The 24547-nt window shown below is 66.6% G+C and carries 23 protein-coding genes; 10 read left to right on the top strand and 13 right to left on the bottom strand.

Annotated features, from left to right (window positions below; genetic code table 11):
- Positions 1-122: 122 nt before the first annotated feature.
- Together QZ471_RS10460 and QZ471_RS10465 are read left to right on the top strand one after the other, a co-directional pair.
- The gene (locus QZ471_RS10460; protein WP_295464685.1) at positions 123-1187 is read left to right on the top strand and encodes a DUF1615 domain-containing protein; all 1065 of its coding nucleotides are present in this window, start codon (positions 123-125) and stop codon (positions 1185-1187) included.
- Between the two features lie 158 nt (positions 1188-1345).
- Complete coding sequence (locus tag QZ471_RS10465; RefSeq protein WP_295463391.1) at positions 1346-1702, top strand: hypothetical protein; 357 nt, start codon at positions 1346-1348, stop codon at positions 1700-1702.
- 63 nt (positions 1703-1765) lie between these two features.
- Here the strand turns inward: QZ471_RS10465 and QZ471_RS10470 are convergent, their stop codons facing one another.
- From QZ471_RS10470 to QZ471_RS10485, 4 genes are all read right to left on the bottom strand, one after another.
- A complete protein-coding gene (locus QZ471_RS10470; protein WP_295463393.1) occupies positions 1766-2845 on the bottom strand; it encodes an SMP-30/gluconolactonase/LRE family protein in 1080 nt (359 codons plus the stop codon).
- Between the two features lie 128 nt (positions 2846-2973).
- Entirely contained in the window at positions 2974-4221 is a 1248-nt protein-coding gene (locus QZ471_RS10475; protein WP_295463395.1) for a diguanylate cyclase, read from the bottom strand.
- A 141-nt stretch (positions 4222-4362) separates the two neighbouring features.
- Complete coding sequence (locus QZ471_RS10480) at positions 4363-5598, bottom strand: EAL domain-containing protein (RefSeq protein ID WP_295463397.1); 1236 nt, start codon at positions 5596-5598, stop codon at positions 4363-4365.
- A gap of 57 nt (positions 5599-5655) precedes the next feature.
- Positions 5656-7431: an EAL domain-containing protein gene (locus QZ471_RS10485; RefSeq protein ID WP_295463399.1), complete on the bottom strand. Its 1776-nt coding sequence runs from the start codon at positions 7429-7431 to the stop codon at positions 5656-5658.
- Between the two features lie 234 nt (positions 7432-7665).
- Here QZ471_RS10485 and QZ471_RS10490 point away from each other — a divergent pair, with 234 nt between their 5' ends.
- Entirely contained in the window at positions 7666-8343 is a 678-nt protein-coding gene (locus tag QZ471_RS10490) for a haloacid dehalogenase type II (protein ID WP_295463401.1), read from the top strand.
- Positions 8344-8418: 75 nt separating this feature from the next.
- Complete coding sequence (locus QZ471_RS10495) at positions 8419-9723, top strand: leucine-rich repeat-containing protein kinase family protein (RefSeq protein WP_295463403.1); 1305 nt, start codon at positions 8419-8421, stop codon at positions 9721-9723.
- Here the strand turns inward: QZ471_RS10495 and QZ471_RS10500 are convergent.
- Positions 9720-10412: an aspartate/glutamate racemase family protein gene (locus QZ471_RS10500; protein WP_295463405.1), complete on the bottom strand. Its 693-nt coding sequence runs from the start codon at positions 10410-10412 to the stop codon at positions 9720-9722. The genes QZ471_RS10495 and QZ471_RS10500 overlap by 4 nt on opposite strands.
- A 437-nt stretch (positions 10413-10849) precedes the next feature.
- On the opposite strand from QZ471_RS10500, the gene QZ471_RS10505 reads away from it, so the two are divergent.
- Positions 10850-11041 carry a hypothetical protein gene (locus tag QZ471_RS10505; RefSeq protein ID WP_295463406.1) on the top strand — a complete coding sequence of 64 codons (192 nt, stop codon included), beginning with the start codon at positions 10850-10852 and terminating at the stop codon, positions 11039-11041.
- 69 nt (positions 11042-11110) lie between these two features.
- Here QZ471_RS10505 and QZ471_RS10510 read toward each other — a convergent pair whose 3' ends face one another.
- Together QZ471_RS10510 and QZ471_RS10515 are read right to left on the bottom strand one after the other, a co-directional pair.
- Positions 11111-12739, bottom strand: a complete 1629-nt coding sequence (locus QZ471_RS10510; RefSeq protein WP_295463408.1) for a methyl-accepting chemotaxis protein — start codon at positions 12737-12739, stop codon at positions 11111-11113.
- A 567-nt stretch (positions 12740-13306) separates the two neighbouring features.
- The gene (locus tag QZ471_RS10515; protein ID WP_295463410.1) at positions 13307-14116 is read right to left on the bottom strand and encodes an SDR family NAD(P)-dependent oxidoreductase; all 810 of its coding nucleotides are present in this window, start codon (positions 14114-14116) and stop codon (positions 13307-13309) included.
- Positions 14117-14238: 122 nt separating this feature from the next.
- Between QZ471_RS10515 and QZ471_RS10520 the strand changes: the two genes are divergently transcribed.
- Positions 14239-14451: a DUF3820 family protein gene (locus QZ471_RS10520; protein WP_295463412.1), complete on the top strand. Its 213-nt coding sequence runs from the start codon at positions 14239-14241 to the stop codon at positions 14449-14451.
- On the opposite strand, the gene QZ471_RS10525 is transcribed toward QZ471_RS10520, so the two are convergent.
- Positions 14448-14900, bottom strand: a complete 453-nt coding sequence (locus tag QZ471_RS10525) for a GNAT family N-acetyltransferase (protein WP_295463414.1) — start codon at positions 14898-14900, stop codon at positions 14448-14450. The genes QZ471_RS10520 and QZ471_RS10525 overlap by 4 nt on opposite strands.
- A gap of 2 nt (positions 14901-14902) precedes the next feature.
- Entirely contained in the window at positions 14903-15127 is a 225-nt protein-coding gene (locus QZ471_RS10530; protein WP_295463416.1) for a hypothetical protein, read from the bottom strand.
- A gap of 125 nt (positions 15128-15252) precedes the next feature.
- Between QZ471_RS10530 and QZ471_RS10535 the strand changes: the two genes are divergently transcribed.
- Complete coding sequence (locus QZ471_RS10535) at positions 15253-15654, top strand: VOC family protein (protein WP_295463418.1); 402 nt, start codon at positions 15253-15255, stop codon at positions 15652-15654.
- 16 nt (positions 15655-15670) lie between these two features.
- Here the strand turns inward: QZ471_RS10535 and QZ471_RS10540 are convergent, their stop codons facing one another.
- The gene (locus QZ471_RS10540; RefSeq protein ID WP_295463420.1) at positions 15671-16021 is read right to left on the bottom strand and encodes a 4a-hydroxytetrahydrobiopterin dehydratase; all 351 of its coding nucleotides are present in this window, start codon (positions 16019-16021) and stop codon (positions 15671-15673) included.
- Positions 16022-16181: 160 nt separating this feature from the next.
- Between QZ471_RS10540 and acs the strand changes: the two genes are divergently transcribed.
- Together acs and QZ471_RS10550 are read left to right on the top strand one after the other, a co-directional pair.
- Positions 16182-18140: an acetate--CoA ligase gene (acs, locus tag QZ471_RS10545; RefSeq protein ID WP_295463422.1), complete on the top strand. Its 1959-nt coding sequence runs from the start codon at positions 16182-16184 to the stop codon at positions 18138-18140.
- Positions 18141-18429: 289 nt separating this feature from the next.
- On the top strand, positions 18430-19392 hold the full coding sequence (locus QZ471_RS10550; RefSeq protein WP_295463424.1) for a GlxA family transcriptional regulator: 963 nt from the start codon (positions 18430-18432) through the stop codon (positions 19390-19392).
- On the opposite strand, the gene QZ471_RS10555 is transcribed toward QZ471_RS10550, so the two are convergent.
- The 3 genes from QZ471_RS10555 to QZ471_RS10565 all read right to left on the bottom strand — a co-directional run bounded on the left by QZ471_RS10555 (position 19389) and on the right by QZ471_RS10565 (position 23469).
- On the bottom strand, positions 19389-21950 hold the full coding sequence (locus QZ471_RS10555; protein ID WP_295463426.1) for an EAL domain-containing protein: 2562 nt from the start codon (positions 21948-21950) through the stop codon (positions 19389-19391). The two genes, QZ471_RS10550 and QZ471_RS10555, sit on opposite strands and share 4 nt — an antisense overlap.
- Before the next feature lie 179 nt (positions 21951-22129).
- Positions 22130-22810: a hypothetical protein gene (locus QZ471_RS10560; RefSeq protein ID WP_295463428.1), complete on the bottom strand. Its 681-nt coding sequence runs from the start codon at positions 22808-22810 to the stop codon at positions 22130-22132.
- Between the two features lie 59 nt (positions 22811-22869).
- On the bottom strand, positions 22870-23469 hold the full coding sequence (locus QZ471_RS10565) for a short chain dehydrogenase (RefSeq protein WP_295463430.1): 600 nt from the start codon (positions 23467-23469) through the stop codon (positions 22870-22872).
- Positions 23470-23568: 99 nt separating this feature from the next.
- Here QZ471_RS10565 and QZ471_RS10570 point away from each other — a divergent pair, with 99 nt between their 5' ends.
- Entirely contained in the window at positions 23569-24480 is a 912-nt protein-coding gene (locus QZ471_RS10570; RefSeq protein WP_295463432.1) for a LysR family transcriptional regulator, read from the top strand.
- The last annotated feature ends 67 nt before the right edge of the window (positions 24481-24547 follow it).

A 24547-nucleotide genomic window follows, 5' to 3' on the forward strand; every position in this document is an offset into this window, starting at 1 on the left:
TCGTTTGCTGTGGAACGTGGTCAAAGCGGCCAGAAGTCCTCTTGGGAATCGCCGTGTCGTCCATTGCCCGCTTGCCGTTTTCGCATCCTCTGTCGCTTCGAGCCTGGCGCTGGCCCGCACTCCTGGCGGCGTTGCTGCTGGCCGGTTGTAGTCTGACACCCACCGCGCCAGGCCCACAGCGCTCGCCCGCCGAGGTCCGTGCCGAGCTGCTGCGTTTGCTACCGGCCAGCGTGGCGGATCGCCAGGGGTGGGCTGCCGACATCCAGACCGCCTTCAGCGCCCAGCGCCTCGATCCCTCGACCGAGAATCTCTGCGCCGTGCTGGCGGTGGCGGAGCAGGAATCCACCTTCAGGGTCGACCCGCCGGTACCTGGGCTTGGCCGCATCGCACGGGAGGAAATCGACCGCCGCGCCGCCCGGGCCTATGTGCCGCAACTGTTGGTGCGTACGGCGCTGAGTCTCCAGTCACCCACTGGCAAGACCTACGCCGACCGCCTGGACGGCGCGCGCACCGAGCGCGAGCTGAGTCTGATCTTCGAAGACTTCATCGCCATGGTGCCGCTGGGCGGTCAGTTGTTCGGCCGCTTCAATCCGGTGCGCACCGGCGGGCCCATGCAGGTCAGCATCGAGTTCGCCGAGGCCCACGCCCGCGACTATCCCTATGACCGCCAAGGCTCCATCCGCCATGAGGTATTCAGCCGTCGCGGCGGTCTCTACTTCGGCACCGCGCACCTGCTCGGCTATTTCGTCGACTATCCCTCGCCGCTATACCGCTTCGCCGATTTCAATGCCGGTTGGTACGCCAGTCGCAATGCCGCCTTCCAGAGCGCGGTGAGTCGGGCCACGGGCGTCAAGCTGGCGCTGGATGGCGATCTGGTGGTGCCGGGCTCGCGGGCCATGGGCGAGACCGAGCGGGCGGTGAATCGCCTGGCGCCGTCGCTGGGTATGAGTGACATCGCCATTCGTCATGACCTGGAAGCGGGCGACTCGGCGGAATTCGCCGAGACCGATCTCTACGCCAAGGTCTATGCCCTGGCCGAGCGCAAGGCCGGGCGGACGCTGCCGCGCGCCGTGCTGCCGGGCATTACCTTGGAGAGTCCCAAGATCACCCGTACCCTCACCACCGCCTGGTTCGCCCAGCGGGTCGAAGAGCGCTGGCAGCGCTGCCTGGGCCGTGCCAAAGGTTGACGCTGGCAGGCGTTCGCCGAACGGTGGCGCCGAGCGGACGAGGATCGGAGGAGGGGATGGCACTTAGCCAGACTATTGGCCTACCATGGCGGCATGCAGCGGCCTCGCGCCGCCCGGTTCTGGTGTAGTCCCTACTGGTGTAGTCCCTAGAGGTCCAGATGGCCGATGTCCCTTCCGGGTCCGGGTTGACGCTCGTCGTCGACCAGCCCAACCCTGTGCCTAGTCTACGCATTCCACCGCGCGAGCAGGCCAAGGCGCTGCGCCTGCTGCGCACCCTCGGCCTGGAAGCCGAGACCCCGCCCGAGCTGGTGCTGGCCTGGCTGGAGCGGCGCGGCGGTGGCTGCTCGCTGCCGGAGGCGGCGCGCCAGATCGGCCTGGGCAACTGGCTGGGAATCACCACCAGCTTGGCCGATCTCACGCAAAACCTGGCGCGCTTCGAGGCGGCCTATGCCCTGGACAGCGTGCTCGACTCCCTGGCCGCGCTGGCCGAACGCTCGCCGCCGGAATCCCACTGACGGTTGGGCGGCTGGACGGGGCGAAGCCTTCGACGAGGGCCTCGCCCGAGTCATCTGCCGAACCTAGAGCCCGGCGCCACGGATATTGACGTAGAGGCTGTACAGCGAGTGGGAGCCGGCCATGAACAGCCGGTTGCCTTCCGCTCCGCCGAAGCACAGATTCGGGCAGCGCTCCGGCAGATGGATATGGCCCAGGGCCTTGCCACTCGGATCGAAGACCCGCACTCCGTCGAGGGCCTCGGGCTTGGCCGCCGGCGCGCCACTGCTGCCCCAGCCGCACCAGAGGTTGCCCGCCACGTCGCACTTGATGCCATCCAGGGCACCGTACTCCAGTGCCTCGATATGCCGGCGTCGTTCGCCCAGGCTGCCATCGTCCTTGACGGTATAGGCCCACACCAGGCGGTTGGGCTTGGCCCGGCCCTCCACCACGTAGAGCAGCTTCTCGTCCGGTGAGAAGGCTAGGCCGTTGGGGCCGTTGAGGTCGCCGATCACCCGCGTCACCGCCAGGCTTTCGCCATCGATGCGATAGACCCCATCCGGTTGCTCGGTCTTGACCCGGTGGCCCTCGTAGTCGCTGTTGGCCTGGAACGGCGGATCGCTGAACCAGATGGAGCCGTCGCCCTTGACCACCACGTCGTTGGGCGAATTGAACGGCTTGCCTTCGAAGGCATCGGCCAGCACCGTGATACGCCCGTCGTGTTCGGTGCGGGTGATCCGCCGTCCCAGGCCATGGGTGGTGGAGCCTTCGCAGGCGATCAGCCGGCCCTGGCGATCACGGGTCAGGCCATTGGCGAAGTTGGCCTGGGCCCGATAGGTGTCCAGCCGGCCTGTGATCTCGTCCCAGCGCACGATGCGATTGTTGGGAATGTCGCTCATCAGCAGGTAGTTACCGTCGCCGATCCAGACCGGGCCCTCGGCCCAACGCAGGCCGGTGGCCAGGCGTTCGACGCTGGCATTGAAGAGGCGCAGGTCGAGGAAGCGGTCGTCGAGGATCTCGATCAGGGGATCGGGGTAGCGCTGGCTGAGGGGTTCGGCGGCTCGGCCCAGAGCGGGCAGGGCGAGTGCGGTGCCGCAAACGAGGCCGTGTTGCAGCAGACGGCGACGGGACAGCGTCCGGGCGCGTGCCGGAAGGGTGTCGGACATGGGGCGGATCCTTGATTGTTATTGTGGGCAAGCTTGGGATCGTCCACCACGGCAGGCCGCCGACTGCAGGAGGATAATCGTATGACATCATATGACTGTAGGCGTTTGACGCCAACCTCTGAGGACACTCAGCCGGCGTCGAGGGTCAGGCAGGTCCGCCCGCGGCCCTGGTGCTTGGCCTGGTAGAGACGGCGGTCGGCTTCGTGGAGAAAGCCTTCCAGGTCGTCCGGCACGCCGGCGAAGACCCCGGCGCTGAACGACAGCGGAGGCGCGCCGGGCGCGTAGACCTGGGCCTGGCAGTAGCGACGCAGCAGGTCCAGCGCCTGTACCAACTGCTCCGGTGGCAGGCGGCTGACCAATGCGAATTCCTCGCCACCCAGGCGCCCGGTGAGATCCTGGGGCAGGGTGCGTGCCAGGGCCTGGGCGAACACCACCAAGGCGCTGTCGCCGCTGGCATGGCCGTGTTCGTCGTTGATGCGCTTGAAGTGATCCAGATCGAGCATGGCCACGCTGAGCGACTGGCCCTCCCGCTCGGCCTGGCGAAACCATTCCAGCGCCTGCTCCTGGAAGGAGCGGCGATTTCGCAGCCCGGTCAGGGAATCGTACTGGGCGGCATGGGTCAGGGCCCGCAGCAGATCGCGGCGCTCCAGCGTGGAGACCACCCGACAGTTGAGCTCTTCGGGACAGAAGGGTTTGCGCAGGAAGTCGTCCGCGCCCTGCTTGATGAACTTGGCGCTGAGCGAACCCTTCTCATCGGCCGAGAGGCCGATGATGCAGAGGTCGTTGCGCCGCAGTTTCTGGCGCAGCGTCTGCACCAGTTCGAAGCCGCTGATACCGGGCATGCTGTGGTCGACCACCAGCAGATCGATGTCGGGCTGCTCCTGCAACAGGCGCAGGGCTTCGTTGCCGTCGCGGGCGTCCAGCAACTGATAGCGGTGGGGCGTCAGTACATGGCGGATGTAGTTGCGGGTGGCGTCGGAATCCTCGGCGATGAGGATCTTCACCCCGGTATTGCTCTCCAGCCGGCGTAGCAGGCGAAAGGCGAATTCGTAGGAGTACTGGCTCTCCTTGAGCACGTAGTCGACCACGCCCTTGGTCAGCAGATCGTCGCGCCGACGTTCGTCATAGGAGCCGCTGAGCACGATGCAGGGCAATCGGTAACGCAGTACCAGGTCGACGCTCTCGCCATTGGGCGCATCGGGCAGGTTGAGGTCCACCAAGGCGGCGAAGAACAGGCCGGCGGAGGTCTCCAGCATCACCTCGGCTTCGGCCAGGGTGGCGCAGAACACCGGCTCGAAGTCGCGCTGCTGACGAAAGAGGTGCGCCAGGATCTTGAGGACCATGGGGCTGTCTTCGATGACCAGGATGGAACGCACCGGTAACTCCTGCATGAGGCAATGATCGACCGAGCGCGGGGCCGGGGCGGTTGGAGCTGGACTCACCCCAGGCATATCGACCGCACGAGCGGCAACTTTAAGGTCACCGACCGTGCGGCCGCCACCTGCTGTTCAGGGCGCTTAGAGCTGTCGATGACGCGGCAGGCGCAGCGCTTCGTCGCGGGGTAGCGGTCTGCTCAGCAGGTTGCCCTGTACCTTGTCCACATTCAAGGCCTTCAAGGCCTGCAGCTCGGCCAGGGTCTCCACGCCCTCGGCAATGACCTCCTTGCCGGTCTCCCGGGCGAAGGCGATGATCGCCGAGGCCAGGGCCCGCCGTTCGGCGTCGTGGTCGATGTCGCGCACCAGGCTCATGTCCAGCTTGATCATGTCCGGTCGCAGCCTGAGGATGTGCCTCAGGCTCGCGTAGCCGGCCCCGGCATCGTCGATGGCCAGGCGTACGCCTTGGGCGCGCAGCGGCTGCAGCTGCTCGTGGAGGGCGTCGTAGTCGTCCACCTCGGCATGCTCGGTGATCTCCAGTACCAGCCGTTCGGGGGCGGTACCGGCCAGCAGCGCCGGCAGGCGACCGCCGAGGATGGTCTGCGGCGAGCAGTTCATGGTCAGGTAGCTGTCGCCCGGCAGGCCCTGCAGCCCTTGCAGGGCATAGCGCATGGCGCTCTCTTCGAGTTCGTCGCCAAGCCCCACCGCACTGGCCTCGGAGAACCACAGGTCCGGGCTGCGCTGCGGCGGGCAGTGGAAGCGCGACAGCGACTCCCAGCCGGCGATGCGCAGGTCCGCCAGGTAGTAGATCGGCTGGTAGACGATGCTCGGCTGGTGCGCGGCCACGGCGCCCTGGATGCGCTGGCGCATCTCCACCTGGCCGCGTCGGCTGGAGACGTCCAGGCTGAGCCGATCGGCCACCAGCTCGGCGAAGGTACGCACCAGCTCCAGGTCACGTGGACTCAGGGTGGGGTCGGGCTGGTACTTGAAGCAGCAGAAGGTACCGTACAGTTCGCCGTCGTTCAGGCGCACGGGCACGCTCAGGTGCGCCCCGATGGGCACGCTGCGGGTCTCCGGAATCAGGCGGGTGGCGCCCAGGGCGCGGGTGTCCGGGATGAATTCGGGCAGGTGGCCCTTGACCACCTGCTGGCAATAGCCCTGGCTGAGTGGCAGGGCGTCACCGGCCTTGAGCGGTGCCCCTGGCTCTGCGTCGACGTTACGGAATACGCGATCCTGCTGGCGGAATTCGGCGAGAAAGGCCACGTCCATGTCCAGATGGGTGCGCAGGGCATGCAGCACCTTGTCGATACAGCCTTGGCTGCTCAGATCTCCCGTGTCCAGACCGACGACATCCAACAACTCGGTACTCGAAGCCCTCATGTCCTCACTCCTGGGGATACTACGACCTGAACCAGTGTAGAGGCTGAAGTGAATTTGTCAGTCAAATGACGTCGAGCAGCGCCGGGCGTCGTACCAGGCTTCGAAGGCCGTCAGTGCCATGGGGCGGCCCAGCAGATAGCCCTGCACCTCGTCGCAACCGGCGTCCTGCAGGAAGGCCAGGACCTCTTCGGTCTCGATCCCCTCGGCGACACGGCGATAGCCCAGCTTGCCGATCAGCGTCAGCAGCGCCCTGATCACTTCCTGTTTGCGCGGATCGGTAGGCAAGTCATGCAGCAACGAGCGATCGAGCTTGACGCTGGTGATCGGCAGTTCATAGAGGTAGGCGAAGTTACTGTAGCCGCTGCCGAAGTCGTCGATGGCGATCTCCACGCCGAGGGCCCCTAACTCGTGCAACTGGGCTATGGCGCTCGGATTGCGGCGCAACCAGGTGTCTTCGGTGATTTCCACCTCCAGTCGCTGCGGGAGGACGCCCTGTTGCCGGCAGGTATCGCGCAGCAGCTCGACCAGATCGCCTTCGTCGAAGTCCCGCGGCGAGAGGTTGAGCGACAGCCGGCCGGTATAACGACTGCCCCAACGCGCCAGCTGGGTGATGGCGGTGCGGATCACCCAGCGGGTGACGGTATGGATCAGTGCGGTCTTTTCGATCGCCGGGATGAAGTCGCCGGGCGCGATGGGGCCGAGCTGCGGATGGGTCCAGCGCAGCAGGGCCTCGGCACTGCGCAGCGTACCCCCGGGCAGCGCCAGGCGCGGCTGGAAGGCCAGGCTGAAGTCACCACGTTCGAGGGCTTCGGGGATTTGCCGGACCAGCTGGAAGATGCGCTGGAAGGCCTCGTCCTGTGGTCGCTCGTAGGCGCCCCAGTGGCGCGGACTCAGGGCTGCCTGCTCCACGGCCACCATCCCCTTGCGCAGCAGGTCGCGAACCTCGTCGGAATTCAGGGTGAAGGGCACCACGCCCACCTTCACCGGCGGATCGATGGGGATCTGATCGGCCTGCACCGGGGCGCGCAACTGGGCGATCAGGCTATCCAGCAGCGGCGGGTAGTCGCAGTCCGCCGGCAGCAGGAAGGCGAATCTCTTGGTGTCCACGTGATAGACCTTGCCACGCTCGCCCAGGGCATCGCACAGGCGCAGTGCCAGGGAGCGCAGGAAGGTCTCGAACGGCCACATGCCCTGGGCGAGGATGAGTTGTTCCTTCCACGGGGTATCCAGCGGGTCCACCAGTACCAGCAGGCGGTCCTCGCCCGGCTGGAGCTCGGCCAGCCGGGCGATGTCGGCCTGGAACTGCTGGCGGTTGGGCAGGCCGCTGACCGCATCCCGGCGGCGCACGTGCTGGCGCAGAGCGATGAGGCGCATCACCTGGGCGGCGAAGTCGTCCAGTCGCTTGCGTTCCACCGGGCTCAGCTCGCGTGGCTGGTTATCGAGGATGCAGAGGCTGCCAATGGCATAGCCCCCCTCGGTGACCAGCGCAGAGCCGGCATAGAAGCGCACGTGCGGGGCCTGCACCACCAGCGGATTGTGGCTGAAGCGCGCATCGCAGCGGGCATCGTTGATCTCCATCCGGCCGGTCGCGCTCTGGATGGTATGGGCGCAAAAGGCATCTTCCACCGGCATCTGCGCCAACTCGAAGCCGACCCGGGCCTTGAACCACTGGCGGTCGCGATCCACCAGGCTGATCAGTGCGGTCGGCACGTTGAAGCTGCTGGCGACCAGCTCGCAGAGACGATCGAATTCCTCCGCCGGCGCCGAGTCGAGGAGCTCCAAGGCGTGCAGGGCGTTGAGGCGGTCATCTTCGTACTTCAGTGAATCGGCCATCAGGCTATCTCGGAAATATCGATGGGCCTTGTGCGAGCAACAAGCCCATCTTGGAAGAACTGCTGCCACCCGAGCCAGGCGAGTGCAGCAAACGAGAGGCGGCTCTACGAAGGTGTCGGCGAGAAGTCATAAGACTTTAGCCGTTTCGTCTCGCTTGCCAGTCTGGAACCTTAGCGCGGCTGCACGTCAATCGCGAGCCCTGGTCGAAGGGATATCCTCTGCCGAGTAGCGACCATGACCCTGACCTGCCTGTTCGACATCAACGAGACCGTGCTGGACCTGTCCGCGCTGGATGGCCTGTTCACCGAGCTGTTCGGTGACCCCCAGAGCCGCACGCTATGGTTCGCCCAGACCTTGCAGAACGCCATGACCGCCGAGCTTTGTGGCCGCCATGCACCCTTCGAGGCCCAAGGCCAGGCGGCGCTGGACATGATCGGTGCGCGGTGCGGGCGACAGCTCACCGCCGCCGACAAGCAGCGCGTCGCCGATGCCCTCAAACGGCTGCCCGCCCATGCCGATGTCCGCGCGGGCCTCGACTTCGCCCGGGCGCAGGGCGTGCGCTGCATCGCCTTTTCCAACAACGCGCGTGCCGCGACCCAGGCGCAGCTGGAATACGCCGGTTTGAGCGACGCCTTCGCCGGCATCCTCTCGGCCGAGGACGCCGGCGTCAGCAAGCCGGTTACGGCGACCTATCGCCAGGCCGCCGCCAGCCTGGGTCAATCAGCCGAAGACCTGTGGCTGATCGCCGTCCATGCCTGGGACATCGCCGGCGCCCAGGCTGCCGGATTCAAGGGTGCCCTGCTGCAGCGGCGTCCCGACCAGGTGGCCAATCCCCTGGCGCCGCCCGTGGTGACCGCCGGCGATCTGCAAGAGGCAGTGGCGCGCATTCTGGCGCACGAGGGCCACGGCTAGCGCCCTGGCGTGCTAACGTCCGCGCCATCGCCGGCCTGATCCCGGTTCTTCCTAGACAGTGAGAGTCGCTTTCCCATGACGGATACCCTAGCCCGGCTGCGCGCCGGCGAACTGGCCGGGGCCACGCGCCTGACCCTGCGCGCCGACCTGACCGAGTTTCCCGAGGAGATCTATGCCCTGGCCGACAGCCTCGAGATCCTCGACCTGTCGGGCAACCGGCTGCGCAGCCTGCCTGCCGACCTCGGTCGGCTCCATCGGCTGCGCATCCTGTTCTGCTCGAACAATCCCTTCAGCGAATTGCCCGAGGTGCTGGGCACGCTGCCCAACCTGGAGATGATCGGCTTCAAGGCCTGTGCGTTGGAGCGGGTGAGCGCCGCGGCCCTGCCGCCGCGACTGCGTTGGCTGATCCTCACCGACAATCGCATCGCCGAGGTGCCCACCGCCCTGGGTGAGCGGCCCGCCCTGCAGAAGCTGATGCTGGCCGGCAACCGGCTGCAAGCCCTGCCGGCGTCCATGGCCGATCTGCACCAACTGGAGCTGCTGCGGCTGTCGGCCAATCGTTTCACGGCGCTGCCGCCGGCCATCCTCGACCTACCGCGCCTGACCTGGCTGGCTTACGGCGACAACCCACTGGGCGCCGCACGTGAGCGCGCGGTGCGGGCCGAGGCGGGGCGCCAGCAGCGCATCGCCTGGAGCGATCTGGCTCTAGGTGAACGGCTGGGCGAAGGAGCCTCCGGCATCATCCACCAGGCGCGCTGGCAATCGCCCAGCGGGCCGCGGGAGGTGGCGGTCAAGCTGTTCAAGGGCAGCATGACCAGCGACGGTACCCCGGAAAGCGAAAGCGCCGCCAGCCTCAGCGCCGGCACCCATCCCTGGCTGATCGGCGCTCTCGGCGACCTGGCCGAGCATCCCGAACAGCGTAGCGGTCTGGTGCTGGAACTGGTGGAGCCGGCCTTCGGCAACCTGGCCGGTCCGCCCAGCTTCATCACCTGCAGCCGCGACGTCTATCCGGAGGACACCCGCTTCAGCGCCGCTGCGGTGCAGGGAATGGCTGGCGGCATGGCCAGTGCTCTGGCGCATCTGCACGCCCGCGGCCTGGTGCACGGCGACTTCTATGCCCACAACATCCTCTGGGACGGCGGGGCGCGCTGCCTGCTCGGTGACTTCGGCGGCGCTTCGCTGCTACCCGAGGACACTCGCCAGGCCGCGCGCCTGCAGCGGTTCGAGAGTCGCGCCTTCGGCATCCTGCTGGAAGAGTGGCTGGCCCGGTGCAGCGAGCCGGTTGGCGCGGACCTGGTGGCGTTGGCCGAGGAGTGCCAGCAGAGCACCCTGGACGCGCGCCCGCTGCTGGCCGAGGTCGCGCGGCGGCTGCAGAGCTAGCTGAGCGCCCAGTCCACCGCGGCCAGGGCGTGCAGGGTGGTGGTGTCGAACAGCGGCACCGCACTGTCGCTCTGGTCCACCAGCAGCATGATTTCGGTACAGCCGAGCACGATGCCTTCGGCGCCCTGGGCGACCAGCTCGGCGATGACTTTGCGATAGGCGTCTCGCGAGGCCGGCCGGACCTCGCCGCGTACCAGTTCCTCATAGATGATGCGATGCACCTGCTGGCGCTGCGCGGGGGCGGGCGTCAGCACCTCCAGGTCGAAGCGGCGCGCCAGTCGCTCCCGGTAGAAGGCCTGTTCCATGGTGAAAGCCGTCCCCAACAGGCCGATGGTCTTCAGCCCCTGGGCGCGGATCGCCGCCCCCGTGGGATCGGCGATGTGCAGCAACGGCAGTCCACTGGCCGTCTCGATCTCCGCGGCCAGGCAGTGCATGGTGTTGGTACAGAGCACCAGGCCCTCGGCGCCACCCGCCGCCAATTGCCGTCCTGCCTCACCCAACTGCTGCCCTAGCGTGGCCCAGTCACCTACATGCTGCAGCCGGGCGATCTCGGCGAAATCCACCGACAGCAACAGACAGGCCGCCGAATGACTGCCGCCCAGCCGGCGGCGAACTTCTTCATTGATCAGGCGATAGTACTGCGCCGAACTCTCCCAACTCATACCGCCCAACAGGCCCAGGGTGCGCATGGGGTTTTCTCACGACAGTTGGCGAATGGGCATTTTGGCGAATCTGGGCGTCTCGAGTGAGGGGCAGTGAGGCGCGGATCGGGCGGTACAATCGGAAGTTCAACTGGACCGAACGGCTGTCAGGGAGTAATTCTTCCTCACGAGAAACCGTGGATGAGGTCGAGTAGGGGGCAGGGACCACTGTCTTACCGCCTTCATGGGCCGCTCCTGCAGGTATGAGGCACGTCTGTAGGAGCGGCCCATGGCCGCGATCAGGAAGTTGCTCCTATGGAGTCTTGCCTTGCCTGTAGAAGCGCCCGCATCGGCCGGCCGCCATGGCCGCGATTTCCCAAACGATACGCATGAGCCGCTTCCACGGATGCCTCGCTTCCCATGGCAGAGCTGCCACCCCCGAGCTACGCTTCGATTGGCCAATCCCGGCCCTGGAGGTGATCGCCATGCTGAAAGCCCTGTTCGCCGCGTTGACCCTGACCCTCTTCGCCTCCGCCAGCGTCCAGGCGGCGCCCTGTCGGGATGCCCATGGCAAGTTCGTGAAGTGCGAGGCCACCAAGACCAAGGCCGTGCAGTGCAAGGATGCCAAGGGCAAGTTCGCCAAGTGCGACGCGCCGGGGGCCAAGCCGATCAATTGAGTGCCCTCAGCGGCGCGACCGAGCGAAGGTCCGGGAAGGAGCCAGGACCTTCGCTCGCTGTCGCCTGCGTCAGGCGACCTTGAAGCGGCCCACCAGCCGATTCATCTGCACCGCCAGTTGCGAGAGTTCGCTGCTGGCCGTGGCGGTCTGGCTGGCGCCGGCGGCGCTCTGCACCGAGAGATCGCGGATGGTCACCAGGGCACGGTCGACTTCCCGGGCGACGTGGGCCTGTTCTTCGGCGGCGGTGGCGATCAGGGTGGTGCGCTCGGTGATGCCGGTGACCGCGCGAGTGATGACCGCCAGCGACTGGTCGGAGTCCCGGGCGAGGGCCAGGGTGCGCTGGGCCAGGCTGGCGGTGGCGTTCATGGTGTTGACCGCTTCGCTGCTGCCGCGCTGGACCTGGCCGATGACGGTCTCGATCTCCTGGGTCGACTGCTGGGTGCGCTGCGCCAAGGCTCGTACCTCGTCGGCTACCACGGCGAAACCGCGGCCGGCATCGCCGGCGCGAGCGGCTTCGATGGCGGCGTTGAGGGCCAGCAGGTTGGTCTGTTCGGCCACCCCGCGGATGACTTCCAGTACCTTGGTGATGTTGCCGACGTCATTGGCCAGTTGCTGGATGCGGTCGCTGCTGTCGACCACGTTGCCGTTGAGTGCCTCGATGGCCTGCACGGTCTGCTCGACGCTGGCCTTGCCCTGGCGTGAGGCCACATCCGAACTGCGAGCCTCGTGCGAGGTGCTCTCGGCGTTGCGCGCCACTTCTTCCACTGCGGCGGTCATCTGATTGACTGCGGTCGCGGCCTGTTCGATCTCCTGGTTCTGCTGGTTGAGCCCGCGGTTGGCGTCCTCGGTCACGGCGTGCATCTCGGTCGCGGCGGAAGACAGCTGGATGGCGGAATCGCTGATCTGTTGTAGGGTCTGCACCAGATTCAGGCGCATCCGCTCGAAGCTCAGGCTCAGTTGATGGATCTCGTCGCGTCCATCATCCTGCCAGGACTCCAGCAGATCACCCGCGGCGATGCTCTCGGCCACCGCCATGCTGCGGCGGATCGGTGTCACCAGACTGAGGGTGAAGCGCCAGGCGATCAGCAGAGTCATCACCAGGGCCAGGACCATACTGGCGATGACGTAGGTCAGGCTCTCGTGATAGAGCGTGGTCGCCTCATGTCCGACTTGGGAAGCCTCTTCGTGATTGGCCTTGATCAGGGCCTGGACCTTGGCCAGCAGTGGCTCGCTGAGCGGCCGGAAGCTCTGCGTCACCACCGCCTGGGCCGCCTGCATGCCATTGCTCTCCGATTGCCGTAGCACCTCGTCCAGGGCGCTGCGCCAGGGTCCGACGAGTTGGAGCAACTCCTGATAGGCCTGGCGCTCGCTGTCGGCGCTGGCCAGCTTCTGGTAATCGCTGACGCCCTGGACGAAGGTCTCGCGCTCCTGCTTGAGCAACGCCGCGGTCTTGTGGCTCAGCTCGGGGTCCGAGGTACTGATGAATCTCAAGGTTTCCAGGCGGATGCGCAGGATGGTGGTTTCCAGCAAGGCCGCCTGCATGATGCTGGGCAGGATGTTCTGCTCGACCTGCTGTTCGCTGTCGCGCAGCTTGCCGATCTGCACCAGGCTGAAGCTGCCGATACAGATCAGCAGTACAGCGAAGCTGGTGAAACACAGTAACGCTCGGTTTCCTATTTTCAAACTGCGTAACGACATCTTTCGCTCCTTGATCAAGACGGCAGTGCTCGAAAGTACTGTTTCAAAAAAAGGAGAGGCTGCAATGTCTCTTCCGATGAGAGCGCCTGAATAGGCTGCCCGCCGGTAGGTTTTCTGGAATGGTTTTTATTATTGAATCAAGTATCGACGATTCAATGGCGTTATTATTTTGTCAATTAAGATGGACGCAAACCAGGTTAATCGGTTCATCAAGACGTAGCTTGGTGCAGTAGCCATGGCTCCTTGCCAGAACCCTATGCCAGGGCTGTCGGCATAGGCTGTGCCCAAGTTGCAACGCCTTGGCTATGGCCGTATTCGCGGTGACGAAGAGGGATCGCGTGCCGATGGAGGCTGCCGTGCACTTCGCTCAATGTCTTGATGAGATGGAAGCAGAAATTTTCTTGGGTATGAAGTATGACGTCTTAAAAGTCGCAATAGTGGAGAGGTGGTTTGGTTTTGCCGAAGTTATTGTTCGGACCGGTTGCTCCAAAGAAGAATAATGAAAAAACAGAACTTTTGGGCTCAGGATGTCCGAAGTAACGGAACACCCTGGCCGTCTGGATTATTTCACTGATCGCGCTGCGCCGATCCCGGCTCCGACCAGGCCCTGTGCCGTTCAGCCTGCTCGGCCTCGCTCTCGATCCGGTTGAGCACCTCGCCCTCGTGCTGCACCTCCGGGCCACCCCCATAGACGTGATCCAGCCCCTGCATCAGCGCTGCGTAGCCCTGGGCCGCCACCTGCGCCGGATCGTTCTTCGGCCCAGCGCCGACGCTGGTGTCGTCCTCACCGGCGCGCTGGAAGAAGTTGGTATCGGTCTGACCGGGCATGAGCACCGTGAGGGTCACGCCGCTGTCCTTGAGTTCGTTGCGCACGGCGAAGGCGAAGGAGTTGATAAAAGCCTTGGAAGCGCCGTAGACGGCTTCGAAGGGAATGGGTGCCGTGGCCGAGATGGAGGAGGTGAAGAGCACCCGCCCGCGACCGGCCGCTACCATCTCCGGCAGCACCAGCTTGGCCAGGTGCACGGTGGACATCACATTGAGCTGGATCAGCGCCAGCTCGTCTTCCAGGCGCGTCTGGCCAACGAAGGCGCCGCCCAGGCCGACGCCGGCATTGAGCACCACGACGTCCAGCGGTCGGCCCTGGCGACGCAGAAAGCGAAAGGTCTCTTCCACACCCACGGCGGTGCGCAGATCGGCAGCATGGCTCCACACCTTGACCCCCAGGGCGCGCAATTCGCGCTCGGCAGCGTCGAGGCCATCACCGCGGGAGACCAGCAGCAGGTCATGGCCATGGCGGGCCAGCTGCTTGGCCAATTCGAAGCCGATGCCGCTGGAGGCGCCGGTGACGGCGGCCAGCGGCCGGGATACGGTGTTCATGCATGAATCCTCTGCTGGTCTGATGTTGCTGGGATCGCGGCGGACGCCTGGCGCTCCCCCGAGGCGACGGGTAACCCGAGTCGACATGGCATAATCGCCACGCCGTTCGGAGGAGACAAACGATGCAACCCGCGGATCTGGAAGCCCTGGTGACCTGGACCATGCCCTATGGCAAGTACGCCGGCCGGCTGCTAGCCGACCTGCCAGGTCACTATCTCAACTGGTTCGCCCGTAGCGGTTTCCCCAAGGGCGAATTGGGCCGGCTGCTGGCGCTGATGCAGGAGATCGACCACAACGGCCTCAAGCCGCTGCTCGAACCCCTGCGGCGGCGTTAACTGGCCGCGCGACGCATGTCGATATGGGGAATGCCATCCTCGTCGTACACCGCCGAACAGTGCGTGAAGCCGTAACGGCCATAGTAGGCCTGCAGATGGGCCTGGGCTGAGAGAAACAGCGGACGCCCCGGCCAACGCTCGGCACAGGCGCGCAGGGCCTCCTCCAGCAACCGATGGCCGAGGCCGCTCCCGCGACCTTCCGGAGCGACGATCACCCGGCCGATCACCACCTCGTCACGCACGGCACCGAGCAGCCGCAGATAGGCGTGCAAGGCGCCGTCCTGCCAGCCGAACAGGTGCCAAACGTCTTCGGCCAGATCCAGACCGTCGGCATCCGGATAGATGCATTGCTGCTCCACCACGAAGACCCGGGCGCGCAGCACCAGGGCGGCATAGAGTTCGGCGGTGGTCAGCGCCTGGGCGGCGCGGCAGGACCAGTCGATGGCCATGCTCAGTCCTTGCGCCGGCCGAACATGAAGCGGAAGCGATTGCGGTTGAGCAGCACGTAGCCGGTCAACTGCAGCCCCGCCGCGAACAGCAGGCTGCGGATCGCGCCGGGATCGGCGGGGCGCGGCCCCTGGTAGAGGCCGTAGAAGGCGAAGGCCACGCCCAGCAGGCCGAGGATGAAGAAGACCAGACCGATCTTGGTCAGGCGGGGAAGAGTGCGCAGATTCATGGGTTCGTCGTCGGGTGGATAGCCGGCAAAGCTAACCGCCAGCGACCGGGCTTGTCGAGTCGGTAGGCAGGCTGGTCGCCCTGGGATAACGTGTCCGGAGGTGTCCCAGCCTTGAGGGCCGCTGCATGTTCAGCCATATCCAAGTGGGCGCGCGCGATCTGGAGCGCCTGATCGATTTCTACGACGCGGTATTGGGCGAGTTCGGTTTCGTGCGAATGCCCGCCGAGGACGACGGCGGTCCGCCCGGCTGCGGCTGGCAGCGGCCCGATCGCCCCTGGCCGCAATTCTATGTGCAGATTCCCTTCAACGGCCTGCCCGCTTCCTGGGGCAATGGCGTGCAGGTGAGCTTCGCCGCGCCGTCGCGCCAGGCCGTGGAGGCCGCCTGGCACCGGGCCTTGCAACTGGGCGGCAGCGACGAAGGGGCACCCGGGGTGCGCCCTGGCTACGGCGCGGACTTCTATGCCGCCTATTGCCGCGATCCGGAAGGCAACAAGCTGTGTTTCGTGCACGCCGAAGGACTGGCCTAGGCCAGTGCCTGAGGCACTAGCCCTGGGCGGCCAGGGCGACGGCATCGGTGCGCGCCGCCATGATGAAATCGTTGCGATGCAGCCCGCCGATGTTGTGGGTCCACCAGCTCACCGTCACGCCGCCCCACTCGGTGAGCAGAGCCGGATGATGGTCTTCGTCCTGGGCTTCCCGGCCGACCCGATTGGTGAAGTCCAAGGCTTCCAGAAAGTTGCCGAAGGCATAGCGCCGCTCCAGGCGCGGAATGCCCTCACGTTCCACCAGGGTCCAGCCGGGGACCGCCTTGAGCAGCTCGGCGCTGGCGGCCTCGCTCAGCGCGGGCTCGTTGGAACGGCAGGGGACGCAATGGGAGTGGGCGAGATCGGCCATGGAGACTCCGGCGGGCAGAAAGGATGAGGCGCCCAGGGTAGCAGACCCACCGGTCAGCTCCTGGCGTCCCGTCCGACCATGGTCGAATGGCCCGAAGCGGGTGCGCGCCGTACAACGGACAGCAACAAGAACAACAGTTTCCCGCCGAGGAGATCGTCCCATGAGTGCCGCCTTTTACCCGGTCCGCGCGGAAGTCGCTTCCCGGACCCTGACCGACGAGGTCACCTATCGTCGCCTGTACCAGCAGTCCATCCTCAATCCCGATGGCTTCTGGCGCGAGCAGGCCCAGCGCCTGGATTGGATCAAGCCGTTCAGTCGGGTCAAGCAGACCTCGTTCGACGACCATCGCGTCGATATCCAGTGGTTCGCCGACGGCACCCTGAACGCCTCCTACAATTGCCTGGATCGTCACCTGGAAACCCGCGGCGACCAGACCGCCATCATCTGGGAAGGCGACGATCCCGCCGACAGCCGTCACATCACCTACCGCGAACTGCATCGCGAGGTCTGCCAGCTGGCCAACGCCCTGCGTGGCCAGGACATCCATCGCGGTGACGTGGTGACCATCTACATGCCGATGATCCCCGAAGCGGTAGTGGCCATGCTGGCCTGCGCCCGTATCGGCGCCGTGCATTCGGTGGTGTTCGGCGGCTTCTCCCCCGAATCCCTGGCCGGTCGCATCAGCGACTGCCAGTCCAAGCTGGTGATCACCGCCGACGAAGGCGTGCGCGGCGGCCGCAAGATTCCGCTCAAGGCCAACGTCGATGAGGCCCTGACCAATCCGGCCACCCATTCCGTGCACAAGGTGATCGTCTGCAAGCGCACCGGCGCCGACATCGCCTGGCATCGCCATCGCGACGTCTGGTACGAGGACATCACCTCGGTGGCCCCGGAGCACTGCGAACCCAAGGAGATGTCCGCCGAGGCGCCGCTGTTCATCCTCTATACCTCCGGCTCCACCGGCAAGCCCAAGGGCATCCTGCACACCACCGGTGGCTACCTGACCTACGCCGCCCTGACCCACGAGCGGGTCTTCGACTATCGTCCCGGCGAGGTCTACTGGTGCACCGCCGACGTTGGCTGGATCACCGGCCACAGCTACATCGTCTACGGCCCCCTGGCCAACGGCGCTACCACGCTGCTGTTCGAGGGCGTGCCCAACTACCCGGACGTCACCCGCATGGGCCAGGTGGTGGACAAGCATCAGGTCAACGTCCTCTACACCGCGCCCACCGCCATTCGCGCCATGATGGCCCAGGGCGATGCGGCCATGCGCGGCATCGACGGCAGCAGCCTGCGCCTGCTCGGTTCGGTGGGCGAGCCCATCAACCCCGAGGCCTGGCACTGGTACTACAAGACCGTGGGCCAGGAGCGCTGCCCCATCGTCGATACCTGGTGGCAGACCGAGACCGGCGGCATCCTCATCAGTCCGCTACCCGGCGCCATCGGCCAGAAGCCCGGCTCGGCCACCCGCCCGTTCTTCGGTGTGCAACCGGCACTGGTGGACAACGAAGGCAACCTGCTCGACGGCGCCGTGGAAGGCAACCTGGTGATCCTCGATTCCTGGCCGGGCCAGTCGCGCTCCATCTATGGCGACCACGACCGCTTCGTCGACACCTACTTCAAGACCTTCAAGGGCATGTACTTCACCGGCGACGGCGCCCGCCGCGACGAGGACGGCTACTACTGGATCACCGGCCGGGTCGACGACGTGCTCAACGTCTCCGGTCACCGCATGGGTACCGCCGAGATCGAGAGCGCCCTGGTGGCCCATCCCAAGGTGGCCGAGGCCGCGGTGGTGGGCATGCCCCACGACCTCAAGGGCCAGGGCATCTACGTCTACGTTACCCTCAACCAGGGCGAGGAGGGCAGCGAGGCCCTGCGCCAGGAGCTCAAGCAGTGGGTGCGCAAGGAGATCGGCCCCATCGCCACGCCCGATGTCATCCAATGGGCGCCAGGCCTGCCGAAGACCCGCTCCGGCAAGATCATGCGGCGGATCCTGCGCAAGATCGCCGTGGGTGAGTACGACGCCCTCGGCGACATCTCCACCCTGGCCGATCCGGGCGTGGTCCAGCACCTGGTCGGTACCCACAAGCAGATGAACCAGGCCGTCGCCTGATCCGGCTGCGCCCCGAGCCGCCCGCTACCCTCCCGGTAGCGGGCGGTTTCTTTTTGGGTGTGCCGCTCCTGTAAGGAGTTGTCGCCAGGGTAAAAGCCGCCTCTGCCTGGCTGGGTCTAGAATCGCGCCAGCCGGCGGGTCGGCGGGCACGTCGATCCGCCACCGGCGCAAAGGCCGGGACAGGGGCAACGCGCCGGCGTACCATGCCCTCCACCCCACAAGGGTCTTCCGGTGCGCGGTCCCTGGATCGGTCCGCCATCGCCGCTCTCGACAGGAAGCCAGACGTTAGATGACCACCCGCATCGCCTTTCTGCTTTGGCCCGACGTCCGTCCGCTGACCGTGGGCCTGGTCGAGGAAGCGCTGGAGCTCGCCGCTCGCCATTCGGGCGATACGCCCTACGAGGTGCGTTTCCTGCAGGTCGCCAGTGACTTGCAGCCGCGCCTGCCAGGTGGCCACTGGGAAGGCCAGCTGGAACGGCTGGACCGCCTGTTCGTGCTGGCCGACGAGCCACCGCGGGCCTTGCCGCCGCCCCTGGCCGCCGCGCTGCGCCAGAGCGCCCGGGCCGGGGTGGTCATGGGGGGATTTTCCGCAGGCGTGCAGGTGCTGGCCCAGCTGGGTCTGCTCGACGGTCATCGCGCCGCCGTGCACTGGCGCTGGCTGGAGGAATTCAGCGAGCAGCATCCCAAGGTCATCGCCACCCACCATCTCTACGAGTGGGATCGCGACCGCCTGACCGCCTGCGGCGGCCTGGCCATCCTCGATCTGCTGCTGGCCATGATCGGCCGTGACCGCGACGCCGAGCAGGCCGGTGCCATCGCCGAGGAGCTGATCGTCGAGCGCCTGCGCGAGGGCAGCGAGCGGCAGCGCATTCCGCTGAAGAATCGCCTGGGCTCGAGCCATCCCAAGCTGACCCAGGCGGTGATGCTGATGGAAGCCAACATCGAGGAGCCCCTCACCACCGACGAGATCGCCCAGCACGTCTGCGTGTCGCGCCGGCAACTGGAGCGGATCTTCAAGCAGTACCTGGCGCGAGTGCCCAGCCAGTACTACCTGGAATTGCGGTTGAACCGGGCGCGCAAGATGCTCACCCAGACCAGCAAGTCGATCATCCAGATCGGGCTGTCCTGCGGCTTTTCCTCGGGTCCGCACTTCTCCAGCGCCTACCGCAACTTCTTCGGCGTCACCCCGCGCGATGATCGCAACCAGCGGCGTGGGGCGAGCGGCGAAGGCAACGTGATGGCCGAACGCTAGAGCGGTGCCGGGGCGGATTCCTCCAGCCAGACCCCCAGGCGGTCGGCCGGCAGCGGTTGGCCGCAATGGAAACCCTGGATCTCGTCCGCCGGCAGGCGCTGCAACTGCCTCAGGTGGTCGGCGTCTTCCACCCCCTTGAGGGTGACCGTCAGCCCCAGGGAGCGGCCCAGATCGATCATGGCCCGAACCAGGGCACCGTCTTCTGGCGCCCGGTCGTGGCGGCTGATCAGGCTGCGGTCGATGCGGATGCCATCCAGCGGGTAGCGGCGCAGATAGGCCAGGGAGCAGATCCCGGAACCGAAATCGTCCAGGCACAGGCGCACGCCCAGGCCCTTGAGCGCGGCCAGGGTGTTGGAGATGTCCGCCGCGGGATCGAGCAGGGTGCGTTCGGTCAGCTCCAACTCCAGACGCCGGGGCAGCAGGCCGCTGCGATAGAGCACCTCGGCCACGCTCTGCACCGGGTCTTCGTTGGCGTGGAATTGCTGGGGCGACAGGTTCACCGACACCGAGAGATGTTCCGGCCAGCCCTGGGCGTCGTGGCAGGCGGTTTCCAGCACCCATTGGCCGAGCCGCTGCGCCAGGCCGGCATCCTCGGCCAGGGCGAGGAAGTCCAGGGGTTCCAGCAGGCCCTGGGTCGGATGTTCCCAGCGCACCAGGGCCTCGAAGCCGCTGAGGGCACCGTCGGCCAGTCGCCGCCGGGGTTGGTAGTAGAGGCTGAGCTGATCGTCACGCAGCGCCTGGCGCAGATCCTGTTCCAGCTGACGGCGCAGCAGCACCTCCTCGTTCATGGCCGGCTCGTGGAAACGCCAGGTGCCGCGGCCGGAGGTCTTGGCCTGGTAGAGGGCGATGTCGGCCAGGCGCAACAGCTCGGCGGGGATGCCGGTGTCGCGCGGGGCGAGGGCGACACCGATGCTGCTGCCGATGAACACGCGCTGTTCGCCGAGCCGGAACGGCTGGCGCAGCTGTTCCACCAGCCGGCGGCAGAGGTCGGCGATGGCGCCAGGCTCACGATCGCCGCTGAGCACCACGCAAAATTCGTCGCCGCCCAGACGCGCCACCAGGTCGCAAGCGGTGACGTTCTGACGCAGGCGCTGTGCCGCCTCCTGCAGCACCTGGTCGCCGGCCGCATGGCCCAGGGCGTCGTTGACCGTCTTGAAGCGATCCAGGTCCAGGCTGAGCAGGGCCAGGGGTTGGGGTTCCGGGCCTTCCAGGTGGGTCGCCAGGAACTGGTGCAGCCGATGGCGATTGGGCAGGCCGGTCAGGGGATCGTGCCAGGACAGGTGCTGGACCTGGGCCAAGGCCTCGATCTCGTCGGTGAGGTCGGTGACGGTGCCCCGGTAGCCGCCCTCGGGAATCGCGCGAGCGGCTACGCGACAGGTCCTTTCGCGGCCGGCGCCGTCCAGGTAGTGGCAGATCAGCGGCGGCTGCGGCTTGCGCTCATGGTGATGGCCGGCCAGCCAGTGGGCGAGGGTGTCGGCATGGGGGGTGAGCAATTCGGCGAGCGGCCGGCCCAGCCAGCGTTCGGCGGCTTCGCCGGTGACCTCGGCGAAGCGCTCCGAGACATAGACCAGACGCAGCTCGGCGTCGATCTCCCAGAGCCAGTCCGAGGTGGCCTCGGCAATGTCGCGAAAACGCCGTTCGCCGATGGCCAATTCGCTGCGGCTGGCCAGCAGGTCATCGTACTGGGCATCCAATTGCCGTGCCGACACCAGCGCCTGGCGCAGCAGCCAGACCAGGCCCAGCACCAGGATCAGCACACCACCGCCGAACAGCGGCAGGGTCTGCTGCATCAGCCACAGGCCGGGGCGTAGTGGCCGCCAGGTCAGCTGGAAGCCGGAGCCCGGTAACTGCCAGCTGGCGCGGCCTTCGGCAGGCGTGGTGGTCACGCTCAGGGGCGGCAGACCGTTGGCCGCGCTGAGTTCGGCCAGCTTGGCCGGACTAAGCAGGTCGACGAAGACCAGCACCGACAGCGGCGTGTCCGCGGCACGGTCGGTCGCCTGGTCGCCGGGGGTGATGGCGGCGGCGGCTACCAGAGCCGGTACCCCGGCGACGCTGAGGATGCCGGAGACACTGCCGGCACGGCCATCGGCGCTGCGGGCCGCGGCCAGCAGGCCGGCGACGTTGCCCTCCAGCCAGGGTGTGGTCGGTTCGGCGAGTTCGCCGTCGAGCAGCCGATAGCGAGGTCTGTCCTGACCGTCGAACACCAGCACCCCTTCGTAGCCATAGACCTTGAACAGCGCCGGGCCGAGGTTGTTCTGCGCGAAGGCCCAGTCCTGGTCCAGGGTCAGGTGGAGTCGCCGAAAGGCTTCTTCCCACTTGCTGTAGTCGATGATGTTGCGTGCCACTTCCTCGTCGAGACGGGTGAAGGTGCGGCCGACGGTGCGCTCGGTATGCTCCGCGACGCTGGCGTCCTGGCGCACGGCGTTGTCCACCAGCAGGTAGCAGCCCAGGCCGATGAGGCCCAGCAGCAACAGGCAGAGGGCCGGGAACAGCCGCAGGATGAGGGTGAGCCCCCGGCGCCGTGGCGGCGCGCTGCGTGACGATGACGATGGATGCATGCCTGGACCCTGGCTGGATGAGCCTTCCTGTGCCTTCGCCTTGCGGATCGACACGACTGACGGGGAAACACAACAAGTGATGCCGCGGCGCGGCCAGACTAGCCTGTCGGCGCCCACGCCGCTGAATGTAAAGAGGGAGATGCCAAGGGGGTCGCGCTATTGGCGTGAAAGGCCGCCGGCTAGCCGGGGTTGCCCGCGCCCCCATAGAAGGCGCAGCCCTGCCAGGTCTCGCCGTTGATGCGCAATTTGGCCTGCAGCGACTGCACGGTCCCGGTCCGACCGTCCACGCAGCGGCGCGGATTGATCCATAGCTCGACCTTTTCGCCATTGGCCTCGGTGGACAGCGCGCGCATGCCGCCCGGCAATTCTTCCTGGACGAAGGGCAGGGCACGGCGCTGCTGACCGGCGGTGCTGACCAGCATGCCCTGGTTGCTGACCTGGACGCTCCAGTCCGGGCCATGGCCGCCAGCGCTCATCGCGGTGCGCTTGAAGTTGGGATCGCTGCAGCCGGGGCCGGTGTATTGCACGCGGTAGACGTCGGTGACGGCGAAGATGCCCTGGGCGCCGTCGCGGCCCCCGGACTTCACCTGGCCGCGCAGGTCGGCGAATAGCGAGGCGGCGCCGCTATCGGCCGCCAGTTCGTGGGCATCGCGCAGGATGGCGGTGTTGTTGGCATCGGTGACGTCGAAGAAGCGCTGTTCGCGACAGGGGCGGAACAGCAGCTGATCGCCGCTCCAGCGCAGATCGCCCTGCAGCCGCTCGCCACCCGGCGCGCGGGGCGTGTCGTCGCTCTGGAACAGGCTGCAGCCGCCAAGTAGGCCGAGCAGGGCGAGGGGAAGGATGGAACGCGGCGCTGACATCGCAGGACTCCGGCTGAGGTGGGCACACGTTACTCAGACAGCGCCGCGAGCTCAAGGACTTACCAGACCCGATAGGTCTTGCCGGTTTCGGCGCCTTCGACGCTGCGTTCGTAGGCCAGGGCGGCATCGTCACCGCTGACCGCCTTGAAGCCGCGGAAGAAGTCGCCGTAGTGGCCCAGTGACTCCTGCAGCACCGTCGGGCTGACTGCATTGAGACGCTGGCCACGGGGCAACTCGATGGCCGCACCGCGGACGAAGCCTTCCAGCGCCGCGTTGACCATGGCCGCCGAGCTGCCCTGCGCGATAGGGTGCTCGCTGAGAATACCGGTGGTCAGGGTGAAGGAGGCTCCCTCGGCAGCCTGGTTCTGGCCGAGTAGCACCAGGTTGACCTGGCCCATGAGCTTGTCCTGTAGGCCTTTCTGATAGGCCTCCGGGGTCATCTCGACGAAGGGGGCGAAGGTCACTGAACCCACGGCGCTGACCAGGGCGTCGAAGCGCCCGATCTGGGCGAAGAGGGCGCGGATGGCCTCCGGTTGGGTGATGTCCACCTGCAGGTCTCCGGACTGGCGACCGACCCGGATGAGGTCGTGCCGACGGCCAAGACGTGCGGCAATGGCGCTGCCCAGGGTACCGCTGGCGCCGACGAGGACGATTTTCATGAGGATGACTCCGCGAAAGGATAGGAGTCGCTAGCCTAGGCGGCGGCATTGACCTGATAAATTGCCTAATTGGCAATCCAGTGTTTCCAGGAGGAAACGATGCAGGACGACTTCGCCGATCTCGCCGCCTTCGCCATCCTCTGTGAAAGCGGTAGCTTCACCCGTGCCGCCGAGCGACTTGGTTGCAGCAAGGGCCAGCTGTCCAAGCGTATCCGGGCGCTGGAGTCGCGCCTGGAAACCAGCCTGTTGCACCGCACCACCCGCCGGCTCGATCCCACCACGGCTGGCCGGGCGCTGTTGCCCGAGGCCCAGGCCCTGGTACGGCAACGTGAACGGGCGCTGCAGAGCGTGGCCCGGCTGCGCGAAGAGGCGGCTGGGCAGGTCCGGCTGACGGTGCCGGTATCGCTTGGCTATACCTTCTTCGAGGTGCTGCTGGCCTGCCGCGCCGCCCATCCCGCCATCCAACTGGACCTGGTGCTGGACAACGGTTATCGCGATCTGGTGGCGGAGGGCTTCGACCTGGCCATCCGCGCGCGGGTGGAGCCGGACGAGCGCCTGGTGGCCCGGCCGCTGTTCGCCATGCAGGAGGTGACCTGTGCCGCGCCCGAGTACCTGCAGGGGCGCCCCTTACCGGACAGGCCCGAGGTGCTGCTCGAACACCGTTGCCTGGTGAACAACCACTATGTCGAGGGCGATGTCTGGCTCTATCACCGGGAACATCGACTGAGCCGTGTCCAGGTGGCGCCCAGCCTGGCCTGCAACCACTACAGCCTGCTCAAGCAGGCGGCCCTGGCGGGTCAGGGCATCGCCCGGCTGCCGTCCTTCATGGTCCACGAGGAATTGGCCCGCGGGGCGCTGGTCTGGCTACTCAAGGAGTGGCGCACGCCCAGCCAGCCGCTGTTCCTGGTGCATCCCTACCAGAGCGGATTGCCCAGGCGCACGCGAGTGGTGGCGGAGGCGCTGAGCGATTGGTTCGAGCGCAGTCGGCAGCGGTTGGAGGCGTTGGGGTAGGGGGAGCTGATCGCGGCCATGGTGGTCCGCTGTAGCAAACGTTCTGACTTGGACTATCGCGGCCATG

Source organism: uncultured Pseudomonas sp. (assembly GCF_913774235.1).
Lineage (GTDB): Bacteria > Pseudomonadota > Gammaproteobacteria > Pseudomonadales > Pseudomonadaceae > Chryseomonas.